Origin of the sequence: Paraburkholderia azotifigens, assembly GCF_007995085.1 — a bacterium.
Taxonomy (GTDB): domain Bacteria; phylum Pseudomonadota; class Gammaproteobacteria; order Burkholderiales; family Burkholderiaceae; genus Paraburkholderia; species Paraburkholderia azotifigens.
The window spans coordinates 2,388,507-2,410,885 of record NZ_VOQS01000001.1 but is presented as its reverse complement, the minus strand read 5'-3'; the positions used below and the strand labels follow the sequence as shown (position 1 = coordinate 2,410,885).

Sequence of the window (22,379 nt, the reverse complement as noted above, 5' to 3'; positions counted from 1 at the left end):
TCTCGCTTCTTCGTTGGCCCGGTAGCTCAGTTGGTAGAGCAGCGGATTGAAAATCCGCGTGTCGGTGGTTCGATTCCGCCCCAGGCCACCAGGATTCAGCCCCAGGAAATCGCAAGATTCCTGGGGCTTTTCCTATTTGCGGGCAATATGCCGGGTCGCTGCGTGGCACAGGCGGCGCGGCCGCCGCGAGCGGGGCCCGGCTCCGCATGATAAAATCGCGCAGTATCAAGGACTTGCCATATGTTCTTCGCAAGTCCTTTTTTGTTTCAGGTCCGAGGTATCGCGTAGCGTGAAACTCTCTGGCGGACGATCAGCGGTATAAGCCAAGGCAGCTTGGCGCGCGAAAGGCGCCGCCTATACTGCTTGAGCCGGCCACGGTGCCGGTCCGCGCGGCAAGTCTCCCTGGCCCTGAAGGCCGCGGCGCTGGGCGCGGAAATCAACATACACGGAGTTTCACGGTGACCCGCAAAGACGCCAAGCGTAGCGCCCTGGTGCTGTTTTCCGGTGGCCAGGATTCAGCCACATGTCTTGCCTGGGCGCTGGATCGATATGAAACGGTCGAAACTTTGGGTTTCGACTACGGCCAGCGACATCGCGTCGAGCTCGAATGCCGCGAAGGTTTCCGCAGCGCGGTGGCGCGCACGTTCCTTGAGTGGGGCGAGCGGCTTGGCGACGATCACATGATCGATCTGTCCGTGCTCGGCTCGATCAGCGATACCGCAATGACGCGCGAAATCGAGATTCACGCGACGTCGAACGGTTTGCCGAACACGTTCGTGCCCGGCCGCAATCTGATGTTCATGACGATTGCGGCGGCGATTGCATATCGGCGTGGGCTGCGCGTGCTGGTCGGCGGCATGTGCGAGACGGATTTCTCCGGTTACCCGGATTGCCGCGACGACACGATGAAGGCGCTGCAAGTCGCGCTGAATCTCGGCATGGACAGCCGCTTCGTGCTCGAAACGCCGCTGATGTGGATCGACAAGGCCGACACGTGGCGCCTCGCGCATGAGCTGGGCGGCGACGAACTGGTCGAGCTGATCCGTGTCGAGACGCATACGTGCTATCTCGGCGAGCGCGCAGAGCTGCACGCCTGGGGGTTCGGTTGCGGTGAGTGCCCTGCATGCCGCTTGCGCAAGCGCGGGTACGAGGCATATCTGAGCGGCGAGCAGGTCACGGAGCCGGCCTGAGCCTCACTGCGCAGAGCAGCAGCGAGCACACATATCAACAGAGCTTCACGGAGCATCAGGCAGGCAGCAGCATGACGTACGCGGTCAAGGAAATCTTCTATACGTTGCAGGGCGAGGGCGCGAACGCCGGCCGCCCGGCTGTGTTTTGCAGGTTCGCCGGATGCAACCTGTGGTCGGGTCGCGAGGAAGATCGCGCGCAAGCCGTCTGCAAGTTCTGTGACACCGACTTCGTCGGCACGGATGGCGAAAACGGCGGCAAGTTCCGCACGCCCGAAGAGCTGGCGGCGAAGATTGCGTCGCTGTGGCCGGAAGGCGAGGGGCAGCGCTTCGTCGTGTGCACGGGCGGCGAGCCGATGCTGCAGATTGATCAGCCGCTGGTCGACGCGCTGCACGCCCAAGGCTTCGAAATTGCTATCGAAACGAATGGCTCGCTTCCCGTGCTCGACACGATCGACTGGATCTGCGTGAGCCCGAAGGCCGACGCGCCGCTCGTGCAGACCAAAGGCAATGAACTGAAGGTGGTCGTGCCGCAAGACAATCAACGCCTTGCCGACTACGCGAAGCTCGAGTTCGACTATTTCCTCGTCCAGCCAATGGACGGCCCGTCGCGGGACATCAACACGAAGCTCGCGATCGACTGGTGCAAGCGCCATCCGCAATGGCGCCTGTCGATGCAGACTCACAAGTACCTGAACATTCCCTGATTTGCCGTGCTGACGATTACACGAAAACTCGAATTCGACGCGGGTCACCGCATTCCCGATCACCGCAGCCAGTGCCGTAATCTGCACGGCCATCGCTACGTGCTCGAAATCACGCTGCAAGGCGATCTCGTCGAAACGGAAGGCGCGCCGGATCGCGGCATGGTGATGGATTTCGCCGACGTGAAAGCGCTCGCGAACGAGCATCTCGTCGACAAATGGGATCATGCGTTCCTCGTCTACGAAGGCGATACGCAGGTGCGCGGTTTTCTCGAAACGATGGCCGGTCACAAGACGGTCGTGCTCGATCGCATTCCCACTGTCGAAAATCTCGCTGCCGTCGCGTTCGACATTCTCGCGAACGTCTACGACGCGCACTATGGCGTGAATCTGCGGCTACACAAGGTGCGTCTGTATGAGACGCCGAATTGCTGGGCCGACGTCGTGCGCGACTAAACGGGTTATTGTCACGGTATGATCGTTTCGATAACCACTCGGAGCGAGACATGCCGGTCACCGCGCTACGCTGCGGGCTCGACGCCCGCCACCTTCTTCAAGCTGTTCACGTCGGTCTTTCGGGCCGCGTCGTCATCTATTCCGGCCTGCCCGGCGCTGTGCGTCACATCGGCGGAGGCGCGCGATGAGCACGTTCACGAACCCACTCAAACTGCGTCTCAAGGATCCCGATCCGCTGTTCGGCTTGTGGCTGTCGCTGGGCAGCGATAGCGCGGCCGAGGCGCTCGCGCATGCCGGCTTCGACTGGCTGCTGATCGACATGGAGCACGCGCCCAACGACAGCGTCGATGTCACGGGTCAGTTGCGCGCGATTGCTGCCGCGCACCTGCCGACAGAGCCCGTCGTGCGTCTTCCCGCTGTCGAGCCGTGGCTCGTCAAGCGCGTGCTCGATGCGGGCGCGCGCACGCTGATGTTCCCGAACATCGAAACGGCTGAAGAGGCCGCCTACGCCGTTCAGTTGACGCAATACGCGACAGCCGATGCGCCGGATGGACTGCGCGGCGTCGCAGGTGCCGTGCGCGCTGCCGCTTATGGCATGCGGCGCGATTATCTGCAAAACGCCAACGCGCAGATCGCGAACATCGTGCAGATCGAATCGCAACGCGCGCTCGCAAACATCGAACAGATCGCGGCGACGCCGGGCGTCGACTGCGTGTTCGTCGGACCGGCGGATCTGGCGGCGAGCCTCGGTCATCTCGGTGATTCGAAGCACCCGGAAGTCCAGGAAGCGATGAAGCATATTCAGGACGTAGCGCATCGCGCGCGCGTCGCGACGGGCATCTTCTCGATGGATGTGGCGAGCGCGCGGCAATATCGGTCGGAGGGCTTCCGCTTCATCGCGCTGGCCGCCGACGTGATGTGGCTGTTGCGTACCACGCGACAGGCACTGCAGGAGGTTCGGTCATGAAGCTGTTGTCGTTGTGCACGACGCGCATGGCCATGCGCGCTGTCGTGCTGACCGCGCTGGCGGCAGGTGCTGTGGCGCATGCGCAGAGCAAGACGCCGCCGGCGTCGGATATGGAAACGCAGACGGCCGTGGCCGATTACAACGCGGGCAACTACACGTCCGCGCTCGCCGAGTTTCGCAAGGCTGCGCAACGCGGCAGCCGTCTCGCCGAGTTCAACTACGCGATGATGCTGCTCAACGGCGAGGGCGGTCCGGCGAATGTCGAGGAAGGCAAGAAATGGCTGCGCAAGGCCGCCGATGCCAACATGTCGCACGCGCAGTATGTGTACGGCAAGATGTACGACGATGGTGAGTTCGTCGCGCGCGATCCCGTCGAGGCGCATCAATGGTTTCTGAAGGCCGCACAGCAGGGGCACATCCAGGCTGAACTGGCGCTGGCGAATCAGTTTCTCGATGGACGCGGCACCGCGCGCGACAACCAGCAGGCGTTCGTCTGGTACAAGAAGGCGGCTGAGGGCGGCGACATGACCGCGCAGTACGTGACAGGTTCGTTCTACGAGCGCGGCGGCGATGGCGTGCCGCAGAATCTGAACGTCGCGCGCGCCTATTACGCCGCGGCGGCTGCCCAGGGCGATCCGGCGGCGCGGCTAAAGTATCAGCAGCTCAGTACGCAGCTGCGCGAATCGCACGAAGCGAAGCCGCAATGAAAAACGGCGCCTGATTTTCAGGCGCCGTTTTTTTCGGCATCTCGCTGCGGACGGATCAGCTCTGCATCAATCTCTTCTGCCGCGCGACGCTCATGATCAGGCCGATTGCGAAACCGAGCGTCGTCAGCGCGGTGCCGCCGTAACTCATGAACGGCAACGGCACGCCCACCACAGGAAGAATCCCGCTCACCATGCCGATGTTCACGAATGCATAGGTGAAGAACGCCATCGTCAGCGAGCCGGCAAGTAATCGGCCGAACAGCGTCGCGCCGTTCGCCGCGATGTACAGGCCGCGCGCGATCAGCGCCATATACAGCGTCAGCAGAACCAGCCCCCCGCGAGACCGAACTCCTCGGAGAACACCGCGAAGATGAAGTCAGTGTGCTTTTCGGGAATGAACTCGAGGTGCGCCTGCGTGCCCTTCAACCAGCCCTTGCCGAGCGGGCCGCCCGAGCCGATCGCGATCACCGCCTGAATGGTGTGGAAGCCTTTGCCCAGCGGATCAGACGTCGGATCGAGCAGCGTGCAGATCCGGTGCTTCTGATAATCGTGCATTAGCGGCCATTGCACTTCGGGCTGACAGATCTTGTCCTGGAACGTCGCGATCGCACCGACGGCGATCACACCGGCAACCAGCACAGGGACGATCAGCTTGAAGCTCAAGCCCGCGAAATAGATGACGAAGAGCCCCGAAGCAAACACGAGCACGGCCGTGCCGAGGTCGGGTTGCTTGGCAATGAGACCGACGGGCACCGCCAGGATAGCGAAACCGACGATGTAGTCCCACCAGCGGATATTGCCCTCGCGGCGCTGGTAGTACCACGCGAGCATCAGCGGTGTGGCGATCTTCAGGATCTCAGAGGGCTGAATCACCACACCGACATTGATCCAGCGTTTCGCGCCTTTGCGCGTCAGGCCGAAGGCCGCGACGGCCACCAGTAACGCAATGCCTACCGTGTAGAGCGGGACGGCGAAGCGCATCAGCGTGGTCGGCGGGATATTGGCCAGCACCCACATCAGCAGGAACGTCAGGATGATGTTGCGCAGCTGGTCTTCGACGCGGCCGGGCACGTCGAGGCTCGCGCTATACAGCGTGACGATGCCGACGCACAGCAGCAGAAACACGATCAACGCGAGCGGGCGGTCGAAGCCCGCGAACATTTTCTTGATGCGTTCGAGCCAGGCGCGCTTGTCGATTTGCATGCCTTTCTCCTTACTCGTCGATGCCGCCGGAAACGGGACCGCGCGGTGCGGCCTGCGATTCCTCGTTGCGCGACGGCGCGGCGGCGACCGGCCGCGATTCGCTGGCCGGACGGGGTTTGCGTGGGGACTTGCGGGCGTCGGACGCCTTGACGGGCGCCGCGGCGGTCACGTCCGATGCAGCGGGCGACGGTGCGACCGTAGCGGATGCGGCGCGCGGTGTCTTCGCCAACTTCGCGGTCGAAGCGGGCCGCGGCGCAACCGCCGATGCGGCAGCGGGCGCCGAAGCCGGTGCGGTTCCAGAGGCTGCGCCAGCCGCCGCCGCTCCGGATGCATCCGATGCTGCTGCTGCGTGCGGCGCCGATGCGCCGACCGGCTGCGGCAGCGGCGTGAAGCCGGCCGCAACGGAAACGGGTTGGATCTCACCGCTGGGCGCCGCCGGTGCGCTGCCAATCACGGGCGCCGAGGTTTCCTCCGTCGCCGATGCTGCCGCCGTCACAGCCGCCGCTTCGACACCTGGTTTCGTCTTGTCGACGAGGTAATAGTCGAGCACGCGCCGCGCGATCGGACCCGCCGCCTGCGCACCCCAGCCGCCGTTTTCGACGATCAGCGCAAGCGCGATCTTCGGATTGTCGGCGGGCGCGAACGCGATGAAGAGCGCGTGGTCGCGCAGATGTTCGGCGAGCGCGTGCCCGTGGTACTTCTGGCCTTGGAGCGAGAACACCTGGGCCGTACCCGTCTTGCCCGCCGACAGATATGTTGCGTTTCGGAACACCTGATACGCAGTGCCCGACGGGTTCATCGTCACGTTTTCCATGCCGCGTTTCACGACGTCGATGTCGGACTGCTTCACATCGACGCGGCCATCGTCCTTCGGCACCGTGGCGCGCAGCGCGCGCGTGATCGGATTCTCGATTTCCTTCACGAGGTGAGGCTTCATCAGCACGCCGTTGTTGGCGAGCGTGGCCGTCGCGTGCGCGAGCTGCAGAATGGTGTACGAGTTATAGCCCTGGCCGATGCCGAGACTGATCGTTTCGCCTTCGTACCACTTCTGCTGCTCGGGCTTGCGATACGCCTTGCGCTTCCAGTCCGTCGACGGCAGGATGCCGCGTGCTTCGCCTGCGATATCGATGCCCGTGATCTGGCCGAAGCCCCACGGCTTCATGAAGTTCGCAATTGCATTCACGCCGAGATCGTGCGCGAGCATGTAGAAGTAGGTGTCGTTCGACACCATGATCGCGCGGTTCATGTCGATCCAGCCCTGACCCTGCGGCACGTCGTTGCGGAACGTGTGGCCGCCGAACGTGTACGAGCCCGGATCCTGGAAGCCCCATTGCGGCGTGCGCTTATGCAGCGTCAGCGCGGCGAGCGCCATGAACGGCTTGTACGTCGAGCCGGGCGGATAGGTGCCGTGCAGCGGACGGTTGAGCAGCGGGTGATCGGGCGAATTGTTGAGTTCGTCCCAGGTCTGCTGGTCGATGCCGTCGACGAACGAGTTGGGATCGAAACTCGGCGCGGACACGAACGCGAGGACGTCGCCCGTCGACGGTTCGATGGCGACGAGCGCGCCGCGGCGCCCCGCGAACGCCTGCTCGGCGACCTGCTGCAAGCCGATGTCGATCGACAGCACGAGGTTGTTGCCCGGCGTCGCCTGCGTGCGCGACAGCGTGCGCACAGGCCGGCCGCCCGCCGTCACTTCGACTTCCTCGAAGCCCGTCAGGCCGTGCAGTTCCGTCTCATAGCTCTGCTCGACGCCGATCTTGCCGATGTAGTCGGTGCCCTTGTAGTTGTTCGCGTCGAGACGCGGATCGTAGTGCTCGGGATCGCTGTCGTTCTGGTCGCTGGCGTCGTCGATCTTGTCCTGGTCGCGCTGCGAAATGCGGCCGATATAGCCGATCACGTGTGCAGCCGTCGGCCCGAGCGGATATTGGCGGAACAGTCGCGCGCGCACTTCGACGCCCGGAAAGCGGAAACGCTGCGCGGTGAAGCGCGCGACTTCGTCGTCGGTGAGGCGGGTGCGGATCGGCAGGCTTTCGAAGTTTTTCGAGTCTTCCTGCAGCTTGCGGAAGCGGCGGCGATCGCGAGCGTCGATGCTGATGACGGTCGCGAGATTGTCGATCACATTGTCGAGCGTGTCGTTCAGCTTCGACGGCGTGATTTCGAGCGTGTACGCCGAATAGTTCTTGGCGAGCACGACGCCGTTGCGATCGGTGATGATGCCTCGGTTCGGCACGATCGGGGCGACCGAGATCCGGTTTTCGTTCGCCTGCAGCGAGTATTTGCTGTAGTGCCAGACCTGCAGGAACAGGAAGCGGAACGCGATCAGCCCGAAGCAGACGAACACGAACAGCCCCGCCGCCGCGACGCGCAGGCGGAATTTCGTGAGCTGCTGCTGGGTGTCCTTGAATTCGGTCATGCGGTTGGGCAGGAACTGCCGGTTATGCGGTTTGAATCGGTTCGGCGTTCATGCGCCGTTGCGCTGCCGGGCTTTGCGCTGCAGTGCTCGATAGCGCCTTCGAATGTTCGTGAAGGCGGCGAAACGAGCGTGCGTTCATGAGCGGGCGGCGCGGCGCTCAGATGGGCCGCGTATCGTCCGGGTCGGCCGGACGGCGCTGCGGCATCAAAAGCAGAATGCTCGCGATGGGCCACAACGCAGCTTCGACGAAGCCGTCGATCAGATAACCCCAGCCCGGAAACGACGCGCCCGTCAGCAAACGGATCATGAAGGGCACGAGTTGCGCGACGACGAGCAACGGCATCACGGCGAAAACCTGCACGCCGATCGACATCCACAGCACGCGGCGGTGAATCGTGATCGCGCCGTATGAGAGCAGCGTGTACGCGAGCGCGTGTTCGCCGAGCAGGCTGGCGTTGTGCACGTCCATCAGCAGGCCGAGGATGAACGCGATGCCCATTCCGACCTTGCGCGGCTGATGAACGTTCCAGAACAACAGCACGAGCGCCACGAAATCGGGCACGCCGATAAGACGGCCCCACGGCATCATGTTCAGCAGGAATGCGGCGGCCAGACTGAACGCGATGAAATACGGGTTGACTGGCTGCAGGATGTACTGCGGGCGGTTCATTGCTTGGCCCCCTGAGTGGCCCCTTGGCCGCCTTGCGGCTTCGCGCTTTTTTCAGCCGCCGGCTTCTTTTCGCTCGATGTCTTGCCGGCGGATCTAGCCGCCGAAGCGGGCTTCGGCGCGGCAGCGGCCGCCGCAGGCGCCGATGCGGCCGTTGCCGTCGAAGCGGGTTGCGCGGCCTTCGCGTCCTTGCCCTTGTCGGGTGTCTTCGCGTTCTTCTTTTTCGCTTCTTTCGCGGCCGTGGCGGGATCCGGTTCGTCGGCGGGACGCGGCGGCACGTTGTTGTCGTAGTGTAGGACAAGCAGATCGCGAGCGCCGCGCACAGGAGCGACCGGCTGGCAGACGACGCGTGCGAACGCCGTGTCCGCCTGCTTGTCGACGCGCACCACCTTCGCCACGGGCAACCCCGGCGGATACACGCCGTCGAGACCGCTCGTGACGAGTTCGTCGCCGGCGAGCACGTCGGCGCTGATCGGCACGAAACGCAGATCGAGCGCATCGCCCTTCGGCGTACCGTAGATCACGCTGCGCAGGCCCGTTCGAACGATCTGCACGGGCACAGCCTGGTCCTTGTCGGTGAGCAGCGTCACTTCCGATTGCAGCGGGAACACGCGCGTCACCTGGCCGATCACGCCGTCTTCGTTGACGACGGGCGAACCGTCCTTGATGCCCTGCTGCGAACCACGGCCGATCACGACCTTTTGCGTGAACGGATCGCGCGTGTCGTACTGGATCTCGGCGGGGATCGACTGCGTCGTCATCCGGTTCGAGAGCTGCAGCAGGTTGCGCAGATGCTTGTTCTCGGCGTCGAGCTGGGCAGCCTCGTTGGCCTGCTGCGACAACTGCAGATTGCGCGCGCGCAGCTTGTCGTTCTCACCGCGCAGCGTCGCGCTGGTGACGGCGAGATCGGCGGCGCCCATGAAGATGTCGCGCGGCACGAGCGCCGCGCGCTGCAACGGATACAGACCCGCGCCGAGTACGCCGCGAACGATCTCGAGCGTGCGGAAGCGGGCGTCTGAGATAAGCAGGGCGAGCGCGACCAGCACGAAGAAAATCAGTCGTGCGAGCGCCGAAGGGCCTTGCTTGAATAAGGGCGGCGGACTGTATTCCATGGTCGCCGGGAGCGTAAGCGAGTGGGTGAAACGGCGGCGCGCTAGGAGCGCGCGCAGCAATGCACAGAGCGCACAAAGGCTGGCAGAGCCAGCCTTTCAGTGCGCGATGCAGACATGGAGACTGGCAACCTTACTCGTACGAGAAGATGCTGCCGAGCTTGTCCATGCGTTCGAGCGCCATGCCCGAGCCGCGCACGACGCACGTCAGCGGATCTTCGGCGACCAGCACGGGAAGCCCCGTTTCTTCTGCCAGCAGGCGGTCGAGGTCGCGCAGCAGTGCGCCGCCGCCCGTCAGCATCATGCCGCGCTCGGCGATGTCGGCGCCCAGTTCCGGCGGCGTCTGTTCCAGCGCGATCTTCACCGACGACACGATCTGGTTCAGCGGATCGGTCAGTGCTTCGAGAATTTCGTTGCTCGAAATGGTGAAGCTGCGCGGAATGCCTTCCGACAGGTTGCGGCCCTTGACTTCCATTTCCTTGACTTCGGAGCCCGGGAACGCGGAGCCGATTTCCTTCTTGATGGCTTCGGCCGTCTGTTCGCCGATCAGCATGCCGTAGTTGCGGCGGATGTAGTTGACGATCGCTTCGTCGAACTTGTCGCCGCCGACGCGCACCGAACCCTTGTACACGATGCCGCCCAGCGAGATCACGCCGACTTCCGTCGTGCCGCCGCCGATGTCGACGACCATCGAGCCCGTTGCTTCCGACACGGGCAGGCCTGCGCCGATTGCCGCGGCCATCGGCTCTTCAATCAGGTAAACCTGCGATGCGCCCGCACCGTGTGCCGCTTCCTTGATGGCGCGGCGCTCGACCTGCGTCGAACCGCACGGCACGCAGATGATGATGCGCGGCGACGGCGAGAACATGCGCGATTCGTGAGCCGTCTTGATGAACTGCTTGATCATCTGTTCGGTCACGGTGAAGTCGGCGATCACGCCGTCTTTCATCGGGCGGATCGCCTCGATGTTGCCCGGCACCTTGCCGAGCATCTGCTTTGCTTCCTTGCCGACTGCCTGAATGGTCTTCTTGCCATTCGGGCCGCCTTCCTGGCGAATCGAAACGACGGACGGCTCGTCGAGAACGATACCCTTGCCACGCATGTAGATGAGGGTGTTGGCCGTGCCGAGGTCAATGGCCAGATCGTTGGAGAAATAGCTGCGCAAAAAACCGAACATGCAAAATCCTGTCTCGCTGGGGGCCGGGCCTCGCATCGTAAGCGTAGGGCGGCAGCGGAAAAAATTAGCAGCCTCATGTCCGGCCAGTTACAGGGAGCCGAGTGAAGCATGAAACTGCGGGGGAACGTACCGGAGGCTATAGCAAGGCAGCCGAGTTGTCGTTCAGCGATCTCCGAAATTGACAGAAAGGCCTTGGTAAGTCGGTCCGGGTTTGGGTCGAACGCGTAATGATACCTTATAATTTTGCTTGATTTAAAGGAAACGAATGGCACTTTTTGCCATCGCCGGCCCCAATTTCGAGGGCCTGTTCCAATGACCTAACCCGCTGTCGCAGCGTCGTTTTTTTATCGCTGCGGCGGAGCGCCACTTTTCCGGTGACTGCATGGCCCTGACTCTGACCGATGTGAAACGCATCGCCCATCTCGCACGGCTCGAATTGCCCGATGCCGACGCCGAGCACACGCTCACCCAGCTCAACGATTTTTTCGGCCTCGTCGAACAGATGCAGGCCGTCGATACAACCGGCATCGCGCCGCTCGCGCACCCGATCGAGCAGATCGAGGACGTCGCGCTGCGTCTGCGCAACGACGCCGTCACGGAAAACGTGAATCGCGACGACAACCAGCGTCCGGCGCCCGCTGTGCAGGACGGCCTGTATCTGGTGCCGAAGGTCATCGAATAAGCGCCGAAACGTCGTCATCAAGCACAGGGTTGTGTGTCATGCGTGCGAATGCGCGCGCAACATGGCCCGCTCTATTCGGCCCGGCGTGCCGGCGGGCGGCCGGATGCCCAAACGGCGGCGCACTGCGCCGTCGCGCTTTCCAGGAAGAACGCAATGCATGAGAAAAGCTTGACCGAACTGCGCGCCGCGCTCGACGCGAAGCAATGCTCCGCAGTCGAACTGGCGCAGACTTATCTGAAGCGGATCGAAGACCACAAGGCGCTGAACGCGTTCGTCCACGTCGACGCGCAGCAGACGCTCGCGCAGGCGCAAGCCGCCGACGCGCTGCTCGCCGCCGGCAAGGCGGGTCCGCTGACGGGACTGCCCATCGCGCATAAGGACGTGTTCGTCACGCGCAACTGGCGTTCCACGGCCGGCTCGAAGATGCTCGAAAACTACACGAGCCCGTTCGATGCCACCGTCGTCGATCGTCTCGCGCAGGCGGGCATGGTGTGCGTCGGCAAGACGAATATGGACGAGTTCGCAATGGGCTCGTCGAACGAAAACTCGTATTTCGGCCCCGTGCAGAATCCGTGGGACCGCAAGGCGGTGCCGGGCGGCTCGTCGGGCGGTTCGGCGGCGGCTGTCGCCGCGCGCCTCGCGCCCGCCGCGACGGGCACGGATACGGGAGGCTCGATCCGTCAGCCCGCGTCGTTCTCGGGCATCACGGGCATCAAGCCGACGTACGGCCGCGTGTCGCGCTACGGGATGATCGCGTTCGCGTCGTCGCTCGATCAGGGCGGTCCGATGGCGCAGACGGCCGCCGACTGCGGCTTGTTGCTCAACGCGATGGCAGGCTTCGACGAGCGCGACTCGACGAGTCTCACGCACGATCACGAAGACTACACGCGCTATCTCGGCCAGAGCTGGTCGGGCGCGAGCGCGGCGGCCGAAAAGCCGCTGACGGGTCTGCGCATCGGTTTGCCGAAGGAATATTTCGGCGCAGGTCTCGCCGACGACGTGCGCGCATCGATCGACGCCGCGTTGAAGCAATACGAAGCGCTCGGCGCGACGCTCGTCGACGTCTCGCTGCCCAAGACGGAATTGTCGATTCCCGTGTATTACGTGATCGCGCCGGCGGAAGCGTCGTCGAACCTGTCGCGTTTCGACGGCGTGCGCTACGGCCATCGCGCGGCCGAGTATCGCGATCTGCTCGACATGTACAAGAAGTCGCGCGCCGAAGGATTCGGCCCCGAAGTGAAGCGCCGCATTCTGGTCGGCACGTATGTGCTGTCGCACGGCTACTACGACGCGTACTACCTGCAGGCGCAGAAGATCCGCCGCATCATCGCGCAGGACTTCCAGGAAGCGTTCAAGACCTGCGACGTGATCATGGGCCCGGTGGCGCCGTCCGTCGCGTGGGATATCGGCGCGAAGGGCGACGATCCCGTGCAGATGTACCTCGCGGACATCTACACGCTGTCGGTGAGCCTCGCCGGTTTGCCGGGCATGAGCGTGCCGTGCGGTTTCGGCGCGGGCGCGAATGCGCAGCGCCCGGTCGGCTTGCAGATCATCGGCAACTATTTCAACGAAGCACGCATGCTGCAAGTGGCGGACGCGTTCCAGCGCGTCACTGACTGGCATCGCAAGACGCCGGCGGGAGTCTGAATATGGCAACACAATGGGAAGTCGTAATCGGTCTCGAGACCCACGCGCAACTGTCGACGGTCTCGAAGATTTTCTCGGGCGCGGCCACGCAGTTCGGCGCCGCGCCGAACACGCAGGCCTGTGCCGTCGATCTGGCCTTGCCTGGCGTGCTGCCCGTGATGAACAAGGGCGCTGTCGAGCGCGCGATCCAGTTCGGTCTCGCCATCGACGCGACGATCGCGCCGCGCAGCATCTTCGCGCGCAAGAACTACTTCTACCCTGATCTGCCGAAGGGCTATCAGATCAGCCAGTACGAAATCCCCGTCGTGCAGGGCGGCCAGATCACGATCCAGGTTCCGGCCAACGAAAAGACCGGCAAGGAAGCCTATGAGAAGACCGTCAACCTGACGCGCGCTCACCTCGAAGAAGATGCGGGCAAGTCGCTGCACGAAGACTTCGCGGGCATGACGGGCATCGATCTGAATCGCGCGGGCACGCCGCTGCTCGAAATCGTCACCGAGCCGGAAATGCGCAGTGCCGCGGAAGCCGTCGCGTATGCGAAGGCGTTGCATGGTCTGGTCGTGTGGCTCGGTATTTGCGACGGCAACATGCAGGAAGGCTCGTTCCGCTGCGATGCAAACGTGTCGGTGCGTCCTGTCGGTCAGAAGGAATTCGGCACGCGCGCCGAGATCAAGAACCTGAACTCGTTCCGCTTCCTCGAAGAAGCGATCCAGTACGAAGTGCGCCGTCAGATCGAACTGATCGAAGACGGCGGCACCGTGGTGCAGGAAACGCGTCTGTACGATCCGGACAAGCGCGAAACGCGTTCGATGCGCAGCAAGGAAGACGCGCACGATTACCGCTATTTCCCCGATCCCGATCTGATGCCGCTCGTGATCGACGCATCGTGGGTCGAGCGCGTGAAGGGTGAGTTGCCGGAACTGCCGGCGGCGATGCAGAAGCGTTTCGTCGACCAGTACGGTCTCACGCCGTACGACGCAGGCGTCGTCACGTCGAGCAAGGCGATGGCTGCGTACTATGAAGCCGTCGTGGCGAAAGTTGGCGCGGCGCAGGCGAAGGTCGCGGCGAACTGGCTGATGGGCGAGGTGTCGTCGCAACTGAACCGCGAAGGCCTCGATATCGCCGGGAGCCCGGTATCGGCCGCGCAACTGGCGCTGGTGCTTCAACGCATCGCCGACGGCACGATCTCGAACAAGATCGCGAAAGAAATTTTCCTCGCCATCTGGGAAGAGAAGGCCACCGACGAAGCCGCCGCCGACCGCATCATCGAAGCGAAGGGCCTCAAGCAGATTTCGGATACGGGCGCGCTCGAAGCGATCATCGACGAAGTACTTGCTGCGAACCAGAAGTCGGTCGAGGAATTCCGCGCAGGCAAGGAAAAGGCGTTCAATGCGCTGATCGGTCAGGCGATGAAAGCGACCAGGGGCAAGGCGAATCCGCAGCAGGTCAACGAACTGCTGAAGAAGAAGCTGGGCTGAACGCTGTAGCCGCGCTGTAGCGTATTGGCAGGACGGGCTGTTGTCGCATCGAAAGTCGCGCAACGGCCCGTTTGCTTTTTCACCTGGTGTAGAGCGTCGCAGAGGAGAACCCGGAGATGGCAAAGAAGAACGGTCTCGACGAATATCGCGTGCCTTTTTTCGACGCGGGCGGCAAATCGAAGTTTTCTCTCGCTAACGTCGATCCGTCGACGAAGCCGTTTTCGACGGGAGCGAAAGACTCCGACCGCGAACGTCTCGCCGAAATCGGCGCGGCACTGGATGCGCAGCAGGAGCGACTGCACGCGCAGCGCGTTCAGCGCGTCTTGCTCGTGCTGCAAGGCATGGACACGAGCGGCAAGGACGGCACGATTCGCGCCGTGTTTCATGAAGTCGATCCGCTCGGCTTGCGCATCGTGCCGTTCAAGGCGCCGACGCTCAACGAGCTTGCGCATGACTTCCTGTGGCGCGTCCATTCGCAGGCGCCCGCCGCCGGCGAACTGACGATCTTCAACCGCAGTCACTACGAAGATGTGCTCGTGCCGTACGTGCTCGGCATCTTGAGCAAGGACGACCGCGATCGCCGCTTCCGGCACATTCGCGATTTCGAACTGGCGCTCGCGGAAAACGGTACGACGATCATCAAGTGCATGCTGCATATTTCGAAGGACGAGCAGCGCGAGCGTCTGCAAGCGCGTATCGACGATCCGACGAAGCACTGGAAATTCGATGTGTCCGATCTCGACGCGCGCAAGCTGTGGGACAAGTATCAGGATGCGTACGAGGATGCGCTCGCGGCGACGTCGACGGAATACGCGCCGTGGTATGTGATTCCCGCGAACTCGAAGACGCATCGCAACGTGATGATCGGCGAACTGCTGCTGCGCGCGTTCGAGTCGTTGAAGCTTGAATTCCCGCCGGGGAAAGAATCGCTGAAGGGCGTGATAGTCGAATGATCTTCACCTTGTCGAATAGACGAAAACACAACGAAGGAAAACCATGTTGCGTGTGATCACGGCCAATCTGAACGGCATCCGTTCGGCGGCCAAGAAGGGCTTTTTCGATTGGTTCGGCGAGCAGAAGGCCGATGTCGTGTGCGTGCAGGAAATCAAGTGCTCGCAGGACGACATGACGCCTGAGTTCCTCGCACCGCACGGCTTCACAGGCTATTTCCAGCATGCGGTGAAAAAGGGGTATAGCGGCGCGGGCCTGTATACGCGTCACGAGCCGGACGAGGTCGTGATCGGCTTCGGCAGCGAAGAGTTCGATCCCGAAGGGCGCTATGTGGAAGCGCGTTTCGGCAATCTGTCGGTGATTTCGGTCTATGTGCCGTCGGGTTCGAGCGGCGACGAGCGCCAGCAGGCGAAGTATCGTTTCATGGACGAGTTCATGCCGCATCTCGCGGCGCTGTCGAAGGAACGCGAAGTGATCGTGTGCGGCGACGTGAACATCGTGCACAAGGAAATCGACATCAAGAACTGGAAGGGCAACCAGAAAAATTCGGGCTGCCTGCCGGAAGAGCGCGCGTGGCTCACGAAGCTGTTTGACGAAGTCGGCTATGTGGACGTGTTCCGCACGCTCGACCAGCGGCCCGAGCAATACACGTGGTGGAGCAATCGCGGTCAGGCATATGCGAAGAACGTCGGGTGGCGTATCGACTATCAGATCGCGACGCCGGGCGTTGCGGCCACTGCGAAGCGCGTCGACGTGTTTCGCGATATCAAGTTCAGCGATCACGCGCCCGTGACCGTCGACTACAGCCACAAGCTCGCGAAGTAAACGCCGCGGTGCGCGTCAGTCGCTCACGGTCGTGCGCCGCGGGCGGCCGATGCCCGCATAGTCGGGCAGCGTATCGACGGACTTGCCGATTGCCTTCGCGTACAGCGGCAGCATGTCGGCGAGCCGCTTCATGATGTCCGCGCGCCGCGCCGGCGTGTACGGATGCACGTAGATGAAGCCCTGATCGCGATTGCTGCGCGTCGCGACAGCGAGCTTGTCCCACAGCGTGACGGCCGCGCGCGGATCGAAACCGGCACGCGACGCAATGTCGCTGCCGATCACATCGGCTTCCGTTTCGTCGGCGCGTTCGTACTTCATTTCCACCAGCTGCGAGCCGATGCCGAGCGGCGCCGCGCCGAGATCGGCGAGGCCGAACAGTTGCGGAATCGTCCCTGATCCGAGTTGCGCGGCCTGCTGCTCGCCGAGCCGCTCGCGCGCGTGTTCGCGCAGCGCATGCGCGATTTCATGTCCGAGCAGCATGCCGAGTTCGTTGTCGTTCGGTTTGACCTTGTCGAGCATGCCGCCGTATATGACGATCTTGCCGCCCGGCAGACAGTACGCGCGAATGTCCGGCGAACGCAGCACCGCGACGTCCCACTTCCAGTTCTTCGCGCGATCGTTCCATTTCAGCGAATACGGAATGAGTTTGTCGACGATCGACTGAACTCGTTGCACATGCGGATCCGATGGCGGATAAAGCCGGTTCATGTGCTCGGCGCCACGCGCGATCTGATCGAATTCCTCTGCCGATTGTGCTTCGAGCATCGGCGACGGAATCAGATTGCGGAACACGGCGTAGCCGCCATAACGCAACTGCTGGTTCGGCTGGAACGGCGTCGGTAACGTGGGCGGCGGCGGGGTCGGCGCGGGCGTGCGCGCGGTCACGGGCGTTTGAGTCGTTGCGGAGCCTGCATTGGACGGCACGGATGCGCCGGACGTAGCCGTCGGTGCCGATTCCGATTTCGGCGCCGAGGGTGTGGGAGGTGCCGGCGGAGTAGACGGGGCCGATGGTGGGTTCGCTGCGGGCGGCGCGCTGACGTTCGACGTCGGCTCAGCCGCGTTCGCTTGCCATGCCGATACGACGCCAAAACCCGCGCATGCGGCAAGAGCAGCGACATGCAACGCACGGGTAGGCGCGCGCATGCGATATGCAGGCAATCGACGGGAAACGGCGCGCAAAGCCCGGCCAATGGCGGCGCGCCGCGACGCAAACACCATCACGACTGCTTTCTCCAAGGGGCGATCCGAAACAACAGTAGCATGCCTGGTATAGCAAGCGCCGTGCAGACAATGAAGTAGTCGAACCAGCCAATCTGCGCCACCACGAAACCGCTTGCCGCCGACGCCAGCGTGCGCGGCACCGAGGCCAGCGACGTAAAGAGCGCGAACTGCGTCGCCGTGTAACGCGGATCGGTCGTGCTCGCGATATAGGCGGTGAACGCGGCGAGCGTAAGACCCGTGGTAAAAGTTTCGAAGCCGTACACGATCGCGAGCGCGACCGACATCGGATCGAGCTGCACCGTCCAGCCGACGCCGAGCAGCGACAGCAGCTTCGTCGTAGCCACGCTGATTGCGACCGCGATGTCGTACACGGCCGTCAATCCCGGCGATGTCGGCCCGACATGCGCGAGCCACGCGAAGCCGAGCGTGGACACCATCTGCAGAATGCCGAAGATCCACAGCCCGCGGCCGATGCCGATGCGCATCAGCGCAATGCCGCCGATGATGCCGCCCGCGAGACTCGCACCGAACGCGGTCGTCTTCGCGATCACGCCGATCTGCGTGCGCGAAAAGCCGATATCGAGAAAGAACGAGGTGGACAGCGTGGTCGCCATCGTATCGCCGAGCTTGTACAGGAAGATGAAGCCGAGCACGAACAGCGCGCCGCGCCAGCCGTCGCGCGTGATGAATTCATGAAACGGCTCGATGATGGCTTCGCGCAGATTCTTTGGCGGCTTGCCGTGCACTTCGGGTTCGCTGACGACGAGCGTCATGATCATGCCTGGCAGCATGAATGCGGCCGTGACGACGAACACCGTCGCCCATGGCATGTGGTCCGACAGGATCAGCGCGAGCGAACCGGGTACGAGCGCCGCGATCTTGTACGCGTTCACGTGCACGGCGTTGCCGAGACCCTGCTCGGTGTCGTGCAGCAGTTCACGTCGATACGCGTCGATCACGATGTCCTGGCTCGCGCCGAAGAACGCGACGAGCGCGGTCAGCGCGGCCACCGTCCAGATCGAGTCGCGCGGCGAGACGATGCCGAGCGATGCAATGGCGACGGCGACGAGAATCTGCGTCGCGAGCATCCAGCCGCGGCGGCGTCCCGGACGCCAGCCAGGCAGACGCGGCACATAGCGGTCCATCAGCGGTGCCCAGATGAACTTCCACGTATAGGGAAACTGGATCAGCGCGAACAGGCCGATTTCCTTCAGGTTCACGCCTTCCGAACGCAACCAGGCCTGAACGAGATAGACGAGCGTGAATAGCGGCAACCCCGACGTGAAGCCGAGGAAAACGCAGATCAGCATGCGCGCGTTGAGAAACGCGCGCCAGCCGGGATGTTCTTCGTGTGCGGTTAGTGCAGGCGCCTCGTGTGGCGGGTTCGACATGAGATGAGTGACGTTAGCTTTTCTTGACGCGATAGACCGCAAGACTACCACGCCAGTTCACGCCCCAACGCACCTGTTGGCCGCCATGCAGGACCACGCGATCGAGAATCTCGATGCCGACTTCCGGTGCGAGCGCCTCGAAGTCCTTGATGGTCAGCACGCGCACGTTCGGCGTGTTGTGCCACTGATAAGGCAGCGACTTCGACACAGGCATGCGTCCCTGCAAAACGGAGAGACGATGCGGCCAGTACCCGAAATTTGGGAACGACACGATGCATTCCTTACCGACGCGCACCGTCTCGCGCAGGATCGCGGCCGTCTGGTGAATGGTTTGCAGCGTTTGAGAAAGGATCGCAAAGTCGAAGCTGCCGTCTTCGAACAGTCGCAGGCCGTCTTCCAGATTCTGCTGGATCACATTGATGCCGTTCTTCGTCGACGCGAGCACGCCGGCGTCGTTGATCTCGATGCCGTAGCCCGACACTTCGAGTTCTTCCGTCAGCAGCGACAGCAGCGAGCCGTCGCCGCAACCGAGATCGAGCACCGTCGCACGCGGCTCGACCCAGCGGGCGATCGCGCGAAAGTCAGGCCGCGTCGCAAGATAATCGAGAGCCCGCTGGTTCATGCGTTGACCTCTGCAGCAATGCGTTCGTAGTAGGCGCGCATCAGGTTGTGATAGCGCGCGTCGTCGAGAAGGAAGGCGTCGTGGCCGTGCGGCGCGTCGATCTCGCCGTACGTCACCTGGCGCTTGTGATCGAGCAGTGCCTTCACCAGTTCGCGCGAGCGCGCGGGCGCGAACCGCCAGTCGGTCGTGAAGCTCGCGATCAGATACTTCGCTTTCGTGTGCGCGAGCGCGGCCGTCAGGTCGCCGTCGTAGGCTTTCGCGGGATCGAAGTAATCGAGCGCGCGCGTGATCAGCAAATAGGTGTTCGCGTCGAAGTAATCGGCGAACTTGTCGCCCTGATAGCGCAGATACGATTCCACTTCGAACTCGACGTCGAAGTTGAAGTTGTAGACGTCCTCCGCGCCTTCCGCGCGGCGCAGCGCGCGGCCGAACTTCGCGGCCATGTCGTCGTCGGAAAGATACGTGATGTGGCCGATCATCCGCGCGACGCGCAGGCCGCGTTTCGGCTTCACGCCATGCGCGTAGTAATCGCCGCCGTGAAAGTCAGGATCGGAGAGGATCGACGAACGCGCGACTTCGTTGAATGCGATGTTCTGCGCGGACAGCTTCGGCGTCGATGCGACGACGATGCAGTGTTCGAGGCGGTCCGGATACATCATGCTCCACGCGAGCGCCTGCATGCCGCCGAGGCTGCCGCCCATCACCGCGGCGAATTTCTCGATACCGAACTCGTCGGCGACGCGCGCCTGCGCGTTCACCCAGTCTTCGACGGTCACGACGGGGAAGCTTTTGCCGTACGGACGACCCGTCGACGGATCGATGCTCATCGGACCCGTCGAGCCGAAGCACGAACCCAGGTTGTTCACGCCGATCACGAAAAAGCGGTTCGTATCGAGCGGCTTGCCCGGGCCGACCATGTTGTCCCACCAGCCGACGTTCTTCGGATCGTCCGCATAGACGCCCGCGACGTGATGCGACGCGTTGAGCGCGTGGCACACCAGCACGGCGTTAGTGCGCGCGGCATTGAGCGTGCCGTACGTTTCGACGACGAGGTCGTAGTTCGCAAGCGAGCTGCCGTTCTGCAGGCGCAGCGGCTCGGAGAAATGCATTGTTTGTGGAGTGACGATCCCGATCGATTCCATTCATTCCGCCTTCTGACATGGGGCGGCTAAATGGTGTCGGCGTATGCGCGGAAGGAGGATGTGCGCGGCTGACGACCTCTTTAGCCGCATTTGTAGTGAACCGGGACGATGAATGACCTCATCCGCTGGTTCGCGCGCCCGCAATCGAGTCAGCAAATCGGCGCGTTTAAAACCTTGGGGCCGTCATGAACGCCCAAGCACAGTATATCGGAAATTCCGGCGCGCCTGCAGAAAGCGCCCCTATTGCAGGATCAGCCGCAGTTGCGCATCGGCCTGTTCGATCGGCGCGCGCGAGAAGCCGCTGCGCACGAAGCGATGCCAGCGCCCGATGACGTAGCTGAGCAGAAGGCTCGCGCGCACGACGGGATCGTAGTCGGCGGGCAGCGGTATCGAGTTCTGTTCCGCATGTTCCTTGTGGCTCGATACGTCCATTACGCCAAGCCGCAGACACTGCTTGAGCGACGCCTCGACGCGCTCGAGCAGCTGGTTGACGCGCTCGGTGAGCCGCTCGTGTTCGCCGACGAGCGCTTCGCAGGTCAGCACGCGCGTCATGCCCGGATTTTTCGCCGAAAAATTGAGCAGCGTGAGCGCGATCGCGCGTGCCTGCAGCACGCCGTTCGGCTCTTTCGCGATGATCTGGTTGATGAGCCCGAAAAGCGTCTGCTCGATGAACTCGATCAGCCCTTCGAACATCTGCGCCTTGCTCGCGAAATGACGGTACAGCGCCGCCTCCGACACACCGAGGCGCGCGGCCAGCGCCGCCGTCGTGATCTTCTCGTTCTTCGGGGCCTCCAGCATCGCGGCGAGTGTCTGGAGGATATGCACGCGCCGCTCGCCCGGTTTCAGGCGCGTGGCACGCGGCGCGGCCGGCTGGTCTTCGGTTACGTCCTCGTCATGCTTGCGGATCGGCTGCATGTCTGTCGTCCCTGTCGTTGCCGGGCCGGATGCACCATCAGCGGTCCGATCGGCCTTCCGGGCGAGTGCCCGGTCTCAAGGATTTTAGCGAACGAATGCGACGGTCGACATAGTGCGGGCGCCCCGTGCCGGGCAGATGCGCAGGCGTGCCGTCCGCACGCGCCGGCCGCGGCAGATGGCCGACGATCCACACCGTGCGGATGCCGAGCCGCCGGTAGTTCTTCAGGTGGCTGCGCGTATCTTCGACAAGTACGGCATCGGCGAGACGCACGTGCGCGTCGCGCATCGCGCGGCGCAGCATCATGTGATCGGGCTTTGCGCGCCAGAAGCGGCGGTCGCGCATGTGTTCGATCGCGATCACGCGCTCGAACAGCCGCTCGATGCCGAGTTCTTTCAGCACATCCATCGCATACGCTTCGGGCGCGTTGGTCAGCACGATCTTGCGGCCCGGCAGCGCATCGACGAGACGTTTCAGCCCGCGTTCGCTGCGCAGCATCGCGCGCAGGTCGGGGAATGTGTGAACGTACTTCAGGAAGTCATGCGGATCGACGGGATGGTGGCGCGTGAGGCCCAGCAGCGCCGCGCCGTAGCGCTGCGTGTAGCCGGTGCGCAGACGGTTCGCTTCGTCGCGCTCGACTTGCAGCGCGTCGATGATGTATTGCGTCATCGCGGCGTTGATGGCCGGGAAGATGGCGTGCGACGCGTGATGCAGCGTGTTGTCGAGGTCGAACAGCCAGACGGGCGTGCCGGCGTGAATCTGCGGCCGACGGCGCTTCGGACGGGAAGTGCGCATGATGTCGTGGATTCCGCGCGCGTGCGCAAGGGCTGCGATCCGATGCAGACGATGCGCGAAGCGTTACGGGGAAGATTCTGGACAGCGCAGCGTGCTGCGCGAAAGACGGAAGGCCAGTATGC

Annotated in this window: 20 protein-coding genes, 1 tRNA gene and 1 pseudogene; 11 read left to right on the top strand and 11 right to left on the bottom strand. The window is 63.2% G+C overall.

Features of this window, described 5'->3' with window-relative positions:
* Positions 1-15: 15 nt before the first annotated feature.
* From FRZ40_RS10735 to FRZ40_RS10710, 6 genes are all read left to right on the top strand, one after another.
* Positions 16-91: transfer RNA gene (locus tag FRZ40_RS10735), tRNA-Phe, on the top strand.
* Between the two features lie 367 nt (positions 92-458).
* The gene (gene queC / locus FRZ40_RS10730) at positions 459-1,190 is read left to right on the top strand and encodes a 7-cyano-7-deazaguanine synthase QueC (protein ID WP_147234085.1); all 732 of its coding nucleotides are present in this window, start codon (positions 459-461) and stop codon (positions 1,188-1,190) included.
* Positions 1,191-1,261: 71 nt separating this feature from the next.
* The gene (gene queE, locus FRZ40_RS10725) at positions 1,262-1,894 is read left to right on the top strand and encodes a 7-carboxy-7-deazaguanine synthase (RefSeq protein WP_147234084.1); all 633 of its coding nucleotides are present in this window, start codon (positions 1,262-1,264) and stop codon (positions 1,892-1,894) included.
* A 9-nt stretch (positions 1,895-1,903) separates the two neighbouring features.
* Complete coding sequence (gene queD / locus FRZ40_RS10720; protein ID WP_028363892.1) at positions 1,904-2,347, top strand: 6-carboxytetrahydropterin synthase QueD; 444 nt, start codon at positions 1,904-1,906, stop codon at positions 2,345-2,347.
* 184 nt (positions 2,348-2,531) lie between these two features.
* The gene (locus tag FRZ40_RS10715; protein WP_028363891.1) at positions 2,532-3,314 is read left to right on the top strand and encodes an HpcH/HpaI aldolase family protein; all 783 of its coding nucleotides are present in this window, start codon (positions 2,532-2,534) and stop codon (positions 3,312-3,314) included.
* Positions 3,311-4,021 carry a tetratricopeptide repeat protein gene (locus FRZ40_RS10710; RefSeq protein WP_147234083.1) on the top strand — a complete coding sequence of 237 codons (711 nt, stop codon included), beginning with the start codon at positions 3,311-3,313 and terminating at the stop codon, positions 4,019-4,021. Before FRZ40_RS10715 ends, FRZ40_RS10710 begins: the two co-directional genes overlap by 4 nt.
* Positions 4,022-4,076: 55 nt before the next feature.
* Here the strand turns inward: FRZ40_RS10710 and rodA are convergent.
* The 5 genes and pseudogenes from rodA to FRZ40_RS10685 all read right to left on the bottom strand — a co-directional run bounded on the left by rodA (position 4,077) and on the right by FRZ40_RS10685 (position 10,590).
* Positions 4,077-5,224 (bottom strand): annotated as a pseudogene (gene rodA / locus FRZ40_RS10705) (rod shape-determining protein RodA).
* Positions 5,225-5,234: 10 nt separating this feature from the next.
* A complete protein-coding gene (gene mrdA, locus FRZ40_RS10700; RefSeq protein ID WP_147234082.1) occupies positions 5,235-7,637 on the bottom strand; it encodes a penicillin-binding protein 2 in 2,403 nt (800 codons plus the stop codon).
* Between the two features lie 157 nt (positions 7,638-7,794).
* Entirely contained in the window at positions 7,795-8,307 is a 513-nt protein-coding gene (gene mreD, locus FRZ40_RS10695; protein WP_028363887.1) for a rod shape-determining protein MreD, read from the bottom strand.
* Positions 8,304-9,416, bottom strand: a complete 1,113-nt coding sequence (gene mreC, locus FRZ40_RS10690) for a rod shape-determining protein MreC (protein WP_147234081.1) — start codon at positions 9,414-9,416, stop codon at positions 8,304-8,306. Before mreC ends, mreD begins: the two co-directional genes overlap by 4 nt.
* Positions 9,417-9,546: 130 nt before the next feature.
* Positions 9,547-10,590 (bottom strand): rod shape-determining protein, encoded by a 1,044-nt coding sequence (locus FRZ40_RS10685; protein WP_004189550.1) that lies wholly within the window; start codon positions 10,588-10,590, stop codon positions 9,547-9,549.
* Positions 10,591-10,972: 382 nt separating this feature from the next.
* Between FRZ40_RS10685 and gatC the strand changes: the two genes are divergently transcribed.
* The 5 genes from gatC (at position 10,973) to FRZ40_RS10660 (ending at position 16,173) form a co-directional block, all read left to right on the top strand.
* Positions 10,973-11,272, top strand: a complete 300-nt coding sequence (gene gatC, locus FRZ40_RS10680; RefSeq protein ID WP_028363885.1) for an Asp-tRNA(Asn)/Glu-tRNA(Gln) amidotransferase subunit GatC — start codon at positions 10,973-10,975, stop codon at positions 11,270-11,272.
* A gap of 153 nt (positions 11,273-11,425) precedes the next feature.
* Positions 11,426-12,919 (top strand): Asp-tRNA(Asn)/Glu-tRNA(Gln) amidotransferase subunit GatA, encoded by a 1,494-nt coding sequence (gene gatA / locus FRZ40_RS10675; protein WP_147234080.1) that lies wholly within the window; start codon positions 11,426-11,428, stop codon positions 12,917-12,919.
* 2 nt (positions 12,920-12,921) lie between these two features.
* Positions 12,922-14,397 (top strand): Asp-tRNA(Asn)/Glu-tRNA(Gln) amidotransferase subunit GatB, encoded by a 1,476-nt coding sequence (gene gatB / locus FRZ40_RS10670; protein ID WP_028363883.1) that lies wholly within the window; start codon positions 12,922-12,924, stop codon positions 14,395-14,397.
* 116 nt (positions 14,398-14,513) lie between these two features.
* Complete coding sequence (locus FRZ40_RS10665; RefSeq protein WP_028363882.1) at positions 14,514-15,350, top strand: PPK2 family polyphosphate kinase; 837 nt, start codon at positions 14,514-14,516, stop codon at positions 15,348-15,350.
* Between the two features lie 43 nt (positions 15,351-15,393).
* Positions 15,394-16,173, top strand: coding sequence for an exodeoxyribonuclease III (locus tag FRZ40_RS10660; protein WP_028363881.1), 780 nt, complete (start codon positions 15,394-15,396; stop codon positions 16,171-16,173).
* 15 nt (positions 16,174-16,188) lie between these two features.
* Here the strand turns inward: FRZ40_RS10660 and FRZ40_RS10655 are convergent, their stop codons facing one another.
* The 6 genes from FRZ40_RS10655 to FRZ40_RS10630 form a co-directional block, all read right to left on the bottom strand.
* Positions 16,189-17,391 carry a M48 family metallopeptidase gene (locus FRZ40_RS10655; protein WP_147234809.1) on the bottom strand — a complete coding sequence of 401 codons (1,203 nt, stop codon included), beginning with the start codon at positions 17,389-17,391 and terminating at the stop codon, positions 16,189-16,191.
* On the bottom strand, positions 17,391-18,785 hold the full coding sequence (locus FRZ40_RS10650; protein ID WP_028363879.1) for an AmpG family muropeptide MFS transporter: 1,395 nt from the start codon (positions 18,783-18,785) through the stop codon (positions 17,391-17,393). The genes FRZ40_RS10655 and FRZ40_RS10650 overlap by 1 nt, the downstream gene beginning before the upstream one ends.
* Before the next feature lie 13 nt (positions 18,786-18,798).
* Positions 18,799-19,407: a methionine biosynthesis protein MetW gene (gene metW / locus FRZ40_RS10645; RefSeq protein WP_028363878.1), complete on the bottom strand. Its 609-nt coding sequence runs from the start codon at positions 19,405-19,407 to the stop codon at positions 18,799-18,801.
* A complete protein-coding gene (metX, locus tag FRZ40_RS10640; RefSeq protein ID WP_147234079.1) occupies positions 19,404-20,549 on the bottom strand; it encodes a homoserine O-succinyltransferase MetX in 1,146 nt (381 codons plus the stop codon). The genes metW and metX overlap by 4 nt, the downstream gene beginning before the upstream one ends.
* A 240-nt stretch (positions 20,550-20,789) precedes the next feature.
* On the bottom strand, positions 20,790-21,464 hold the full coding sequence (slmA, locus tag FRZ40_RS10635) for a nucleoid occlusion factor SlmA (protein WP_147234078.1): 675 nt from the start codon (positions 21,462-21,464) through the stop codon (positions 20,790-20,792).
* A 37-nt stretch (positions 21,465-21,501) separates the two neighbouring features.
* Positions 21,502-22,257, bottom strand: a complete 756-nt coding sequence (locus FRZ40_RS10630) for a pyrimidine 5'-nucleotidase (RefSeq protein ID WP_028363875.1) — start codon at positions 22,255-22,257, stop codon at positions 21,502-21,504.
* Between the last annotated feature and the right edge of the window lie 122 nt (positions 22,258-22,379).

What these genes read in the sequence shown, in the direction of transcription:
- queE (WP_147234084.1), top strand. Translation starts at nt 1,262, where the DNA reads ATGACGTACGCGGTCAAGGAAATCTTCTATACGTTGCAGGGCGAGGGC.
- FRZ40_RS10715 (WP_028363891.1), top strand. Translation starts at nt 2,532, where the DNA reads ATGAGCACGTTCACGAACCCACTCAAACTGCGTCTCAAGGATCCCGAT.
- FRZ40_RS10710 (WP_147234083.1), top strand. Translation starts at nt 3,311, where the DNA reads ATGAAGCTGTTGTCGTTGTGCACGACGCGCATGGCCATGCGCGCTGTC.
- mrdA (WP_147234082.1), bottom strand. Translation starts at nt 7,637, where the DNA reads ATGACCGAATTCAAGGACACCCAGCAGCAGCTCACGAAATTCCGCCTG.
- mreD (WP_028363887.1), bottom strand. Translation starts at nt 8,307, where the DNA reads ATGAACCGCCCGCAGTACATCCTGCAGCCAGTCAACCCGTATTTCATC.
- mreC (WP_147234081.1), bottom strand. Translation starts at nt 9,416, where the DNA reads ATGGAATACAGTCCGCCGCCCTTATTCAAGCAAGGCCCTTCGGCGCTC.
- FRZ40_RS10685 (WP_004189550.1), bottom strand. Translation starts at nt 10,590, where the DNA reads ATGTTCGGTTTTTTGCGCAGCTATTTCTCCAACGATCTGGCCATTGAC.
- gatC (WP_028363885.1), top strand. Translation starts at nt 10,973, where the DNA reads ATGGCCCTGACTCTGACCGATGTGAAACGCATCGCCCATCTCGCACGG.
- gatA (WP_147234080.1), top strand. Translation starts at nt 11,426, where the DNA reads ATGCATGAGAAAAGCTTGACCGAACTGCGCGCCGCGCTCGACGCGAAG.
- gatB (WP_028363883.1), top strand. Translation starts at nt 12,922, where the DNA reads ATGGCAACACAATGGGAAGTCGTAATCGGTCTCGAGACCCACGCGCAA.
- FRZ40_RS10665 (WP_028363882.1), top strand. Translation starts at nt 14,514, where the DNA reads ATGGCAAAGAAGAACGGTCTCGACGAATATCGCGTGCCTTTTTTCGAC.
- FRZ40_RS10660 (WP_028363881.1), top strand. Translation starts at nt 15,394, where the DNA reads ATGTTGCGTGTGATCACGGCCAATCTGAACGGCATCCGTTCGGCGGCC.
- FRZ40_RS10655 (WP_147234809.1), bottom strand. Translation starts at nt 17,391, where the DNA reads ATGGTGTTTGCGTCGCGGCGCGCCGCCATTGGCCGGGCTTTGCGCGCC.
- FRZ40_RS10650 (WP_028363879.1), bottom strand. Translation starts at nt 18,785, where the DNA reads ATGTCGAACCCGCCACACGAGGCGCCTGCACTAACCGCACACGAAGAA.
- metW (WP_028363878.1), bottom strand. Translation starts at nt 19,407, where the DNA reads ATGAACCAGCGGGCTCTCGATTATCTTGCGACGCGGCCTGACTTTCGC.
- metX (WP_147234079.1), bottom strand. Translation starts at nt 20,549, where the DNA reads ATGGAATCGATCGGGATCGTCACTCCACAAACAATGCATTTCTCCGAG.
- slmA (WP_147234078.1), bottom strand. Translation starts at nt 21,464, where the DNA reads ATGCAGCCGATCCGCAAGCATGACGAGGACGTAACCGAAGACCAGCCG.
- FRZ40_RS10630 (WP_028363875.1), bottom strand. Translation starts at nt 22,257, where the DNA reads ATGCGCACTTCCCGTCCGAAGCGCCGTCGGCCGCAGATTCACGCCGGC.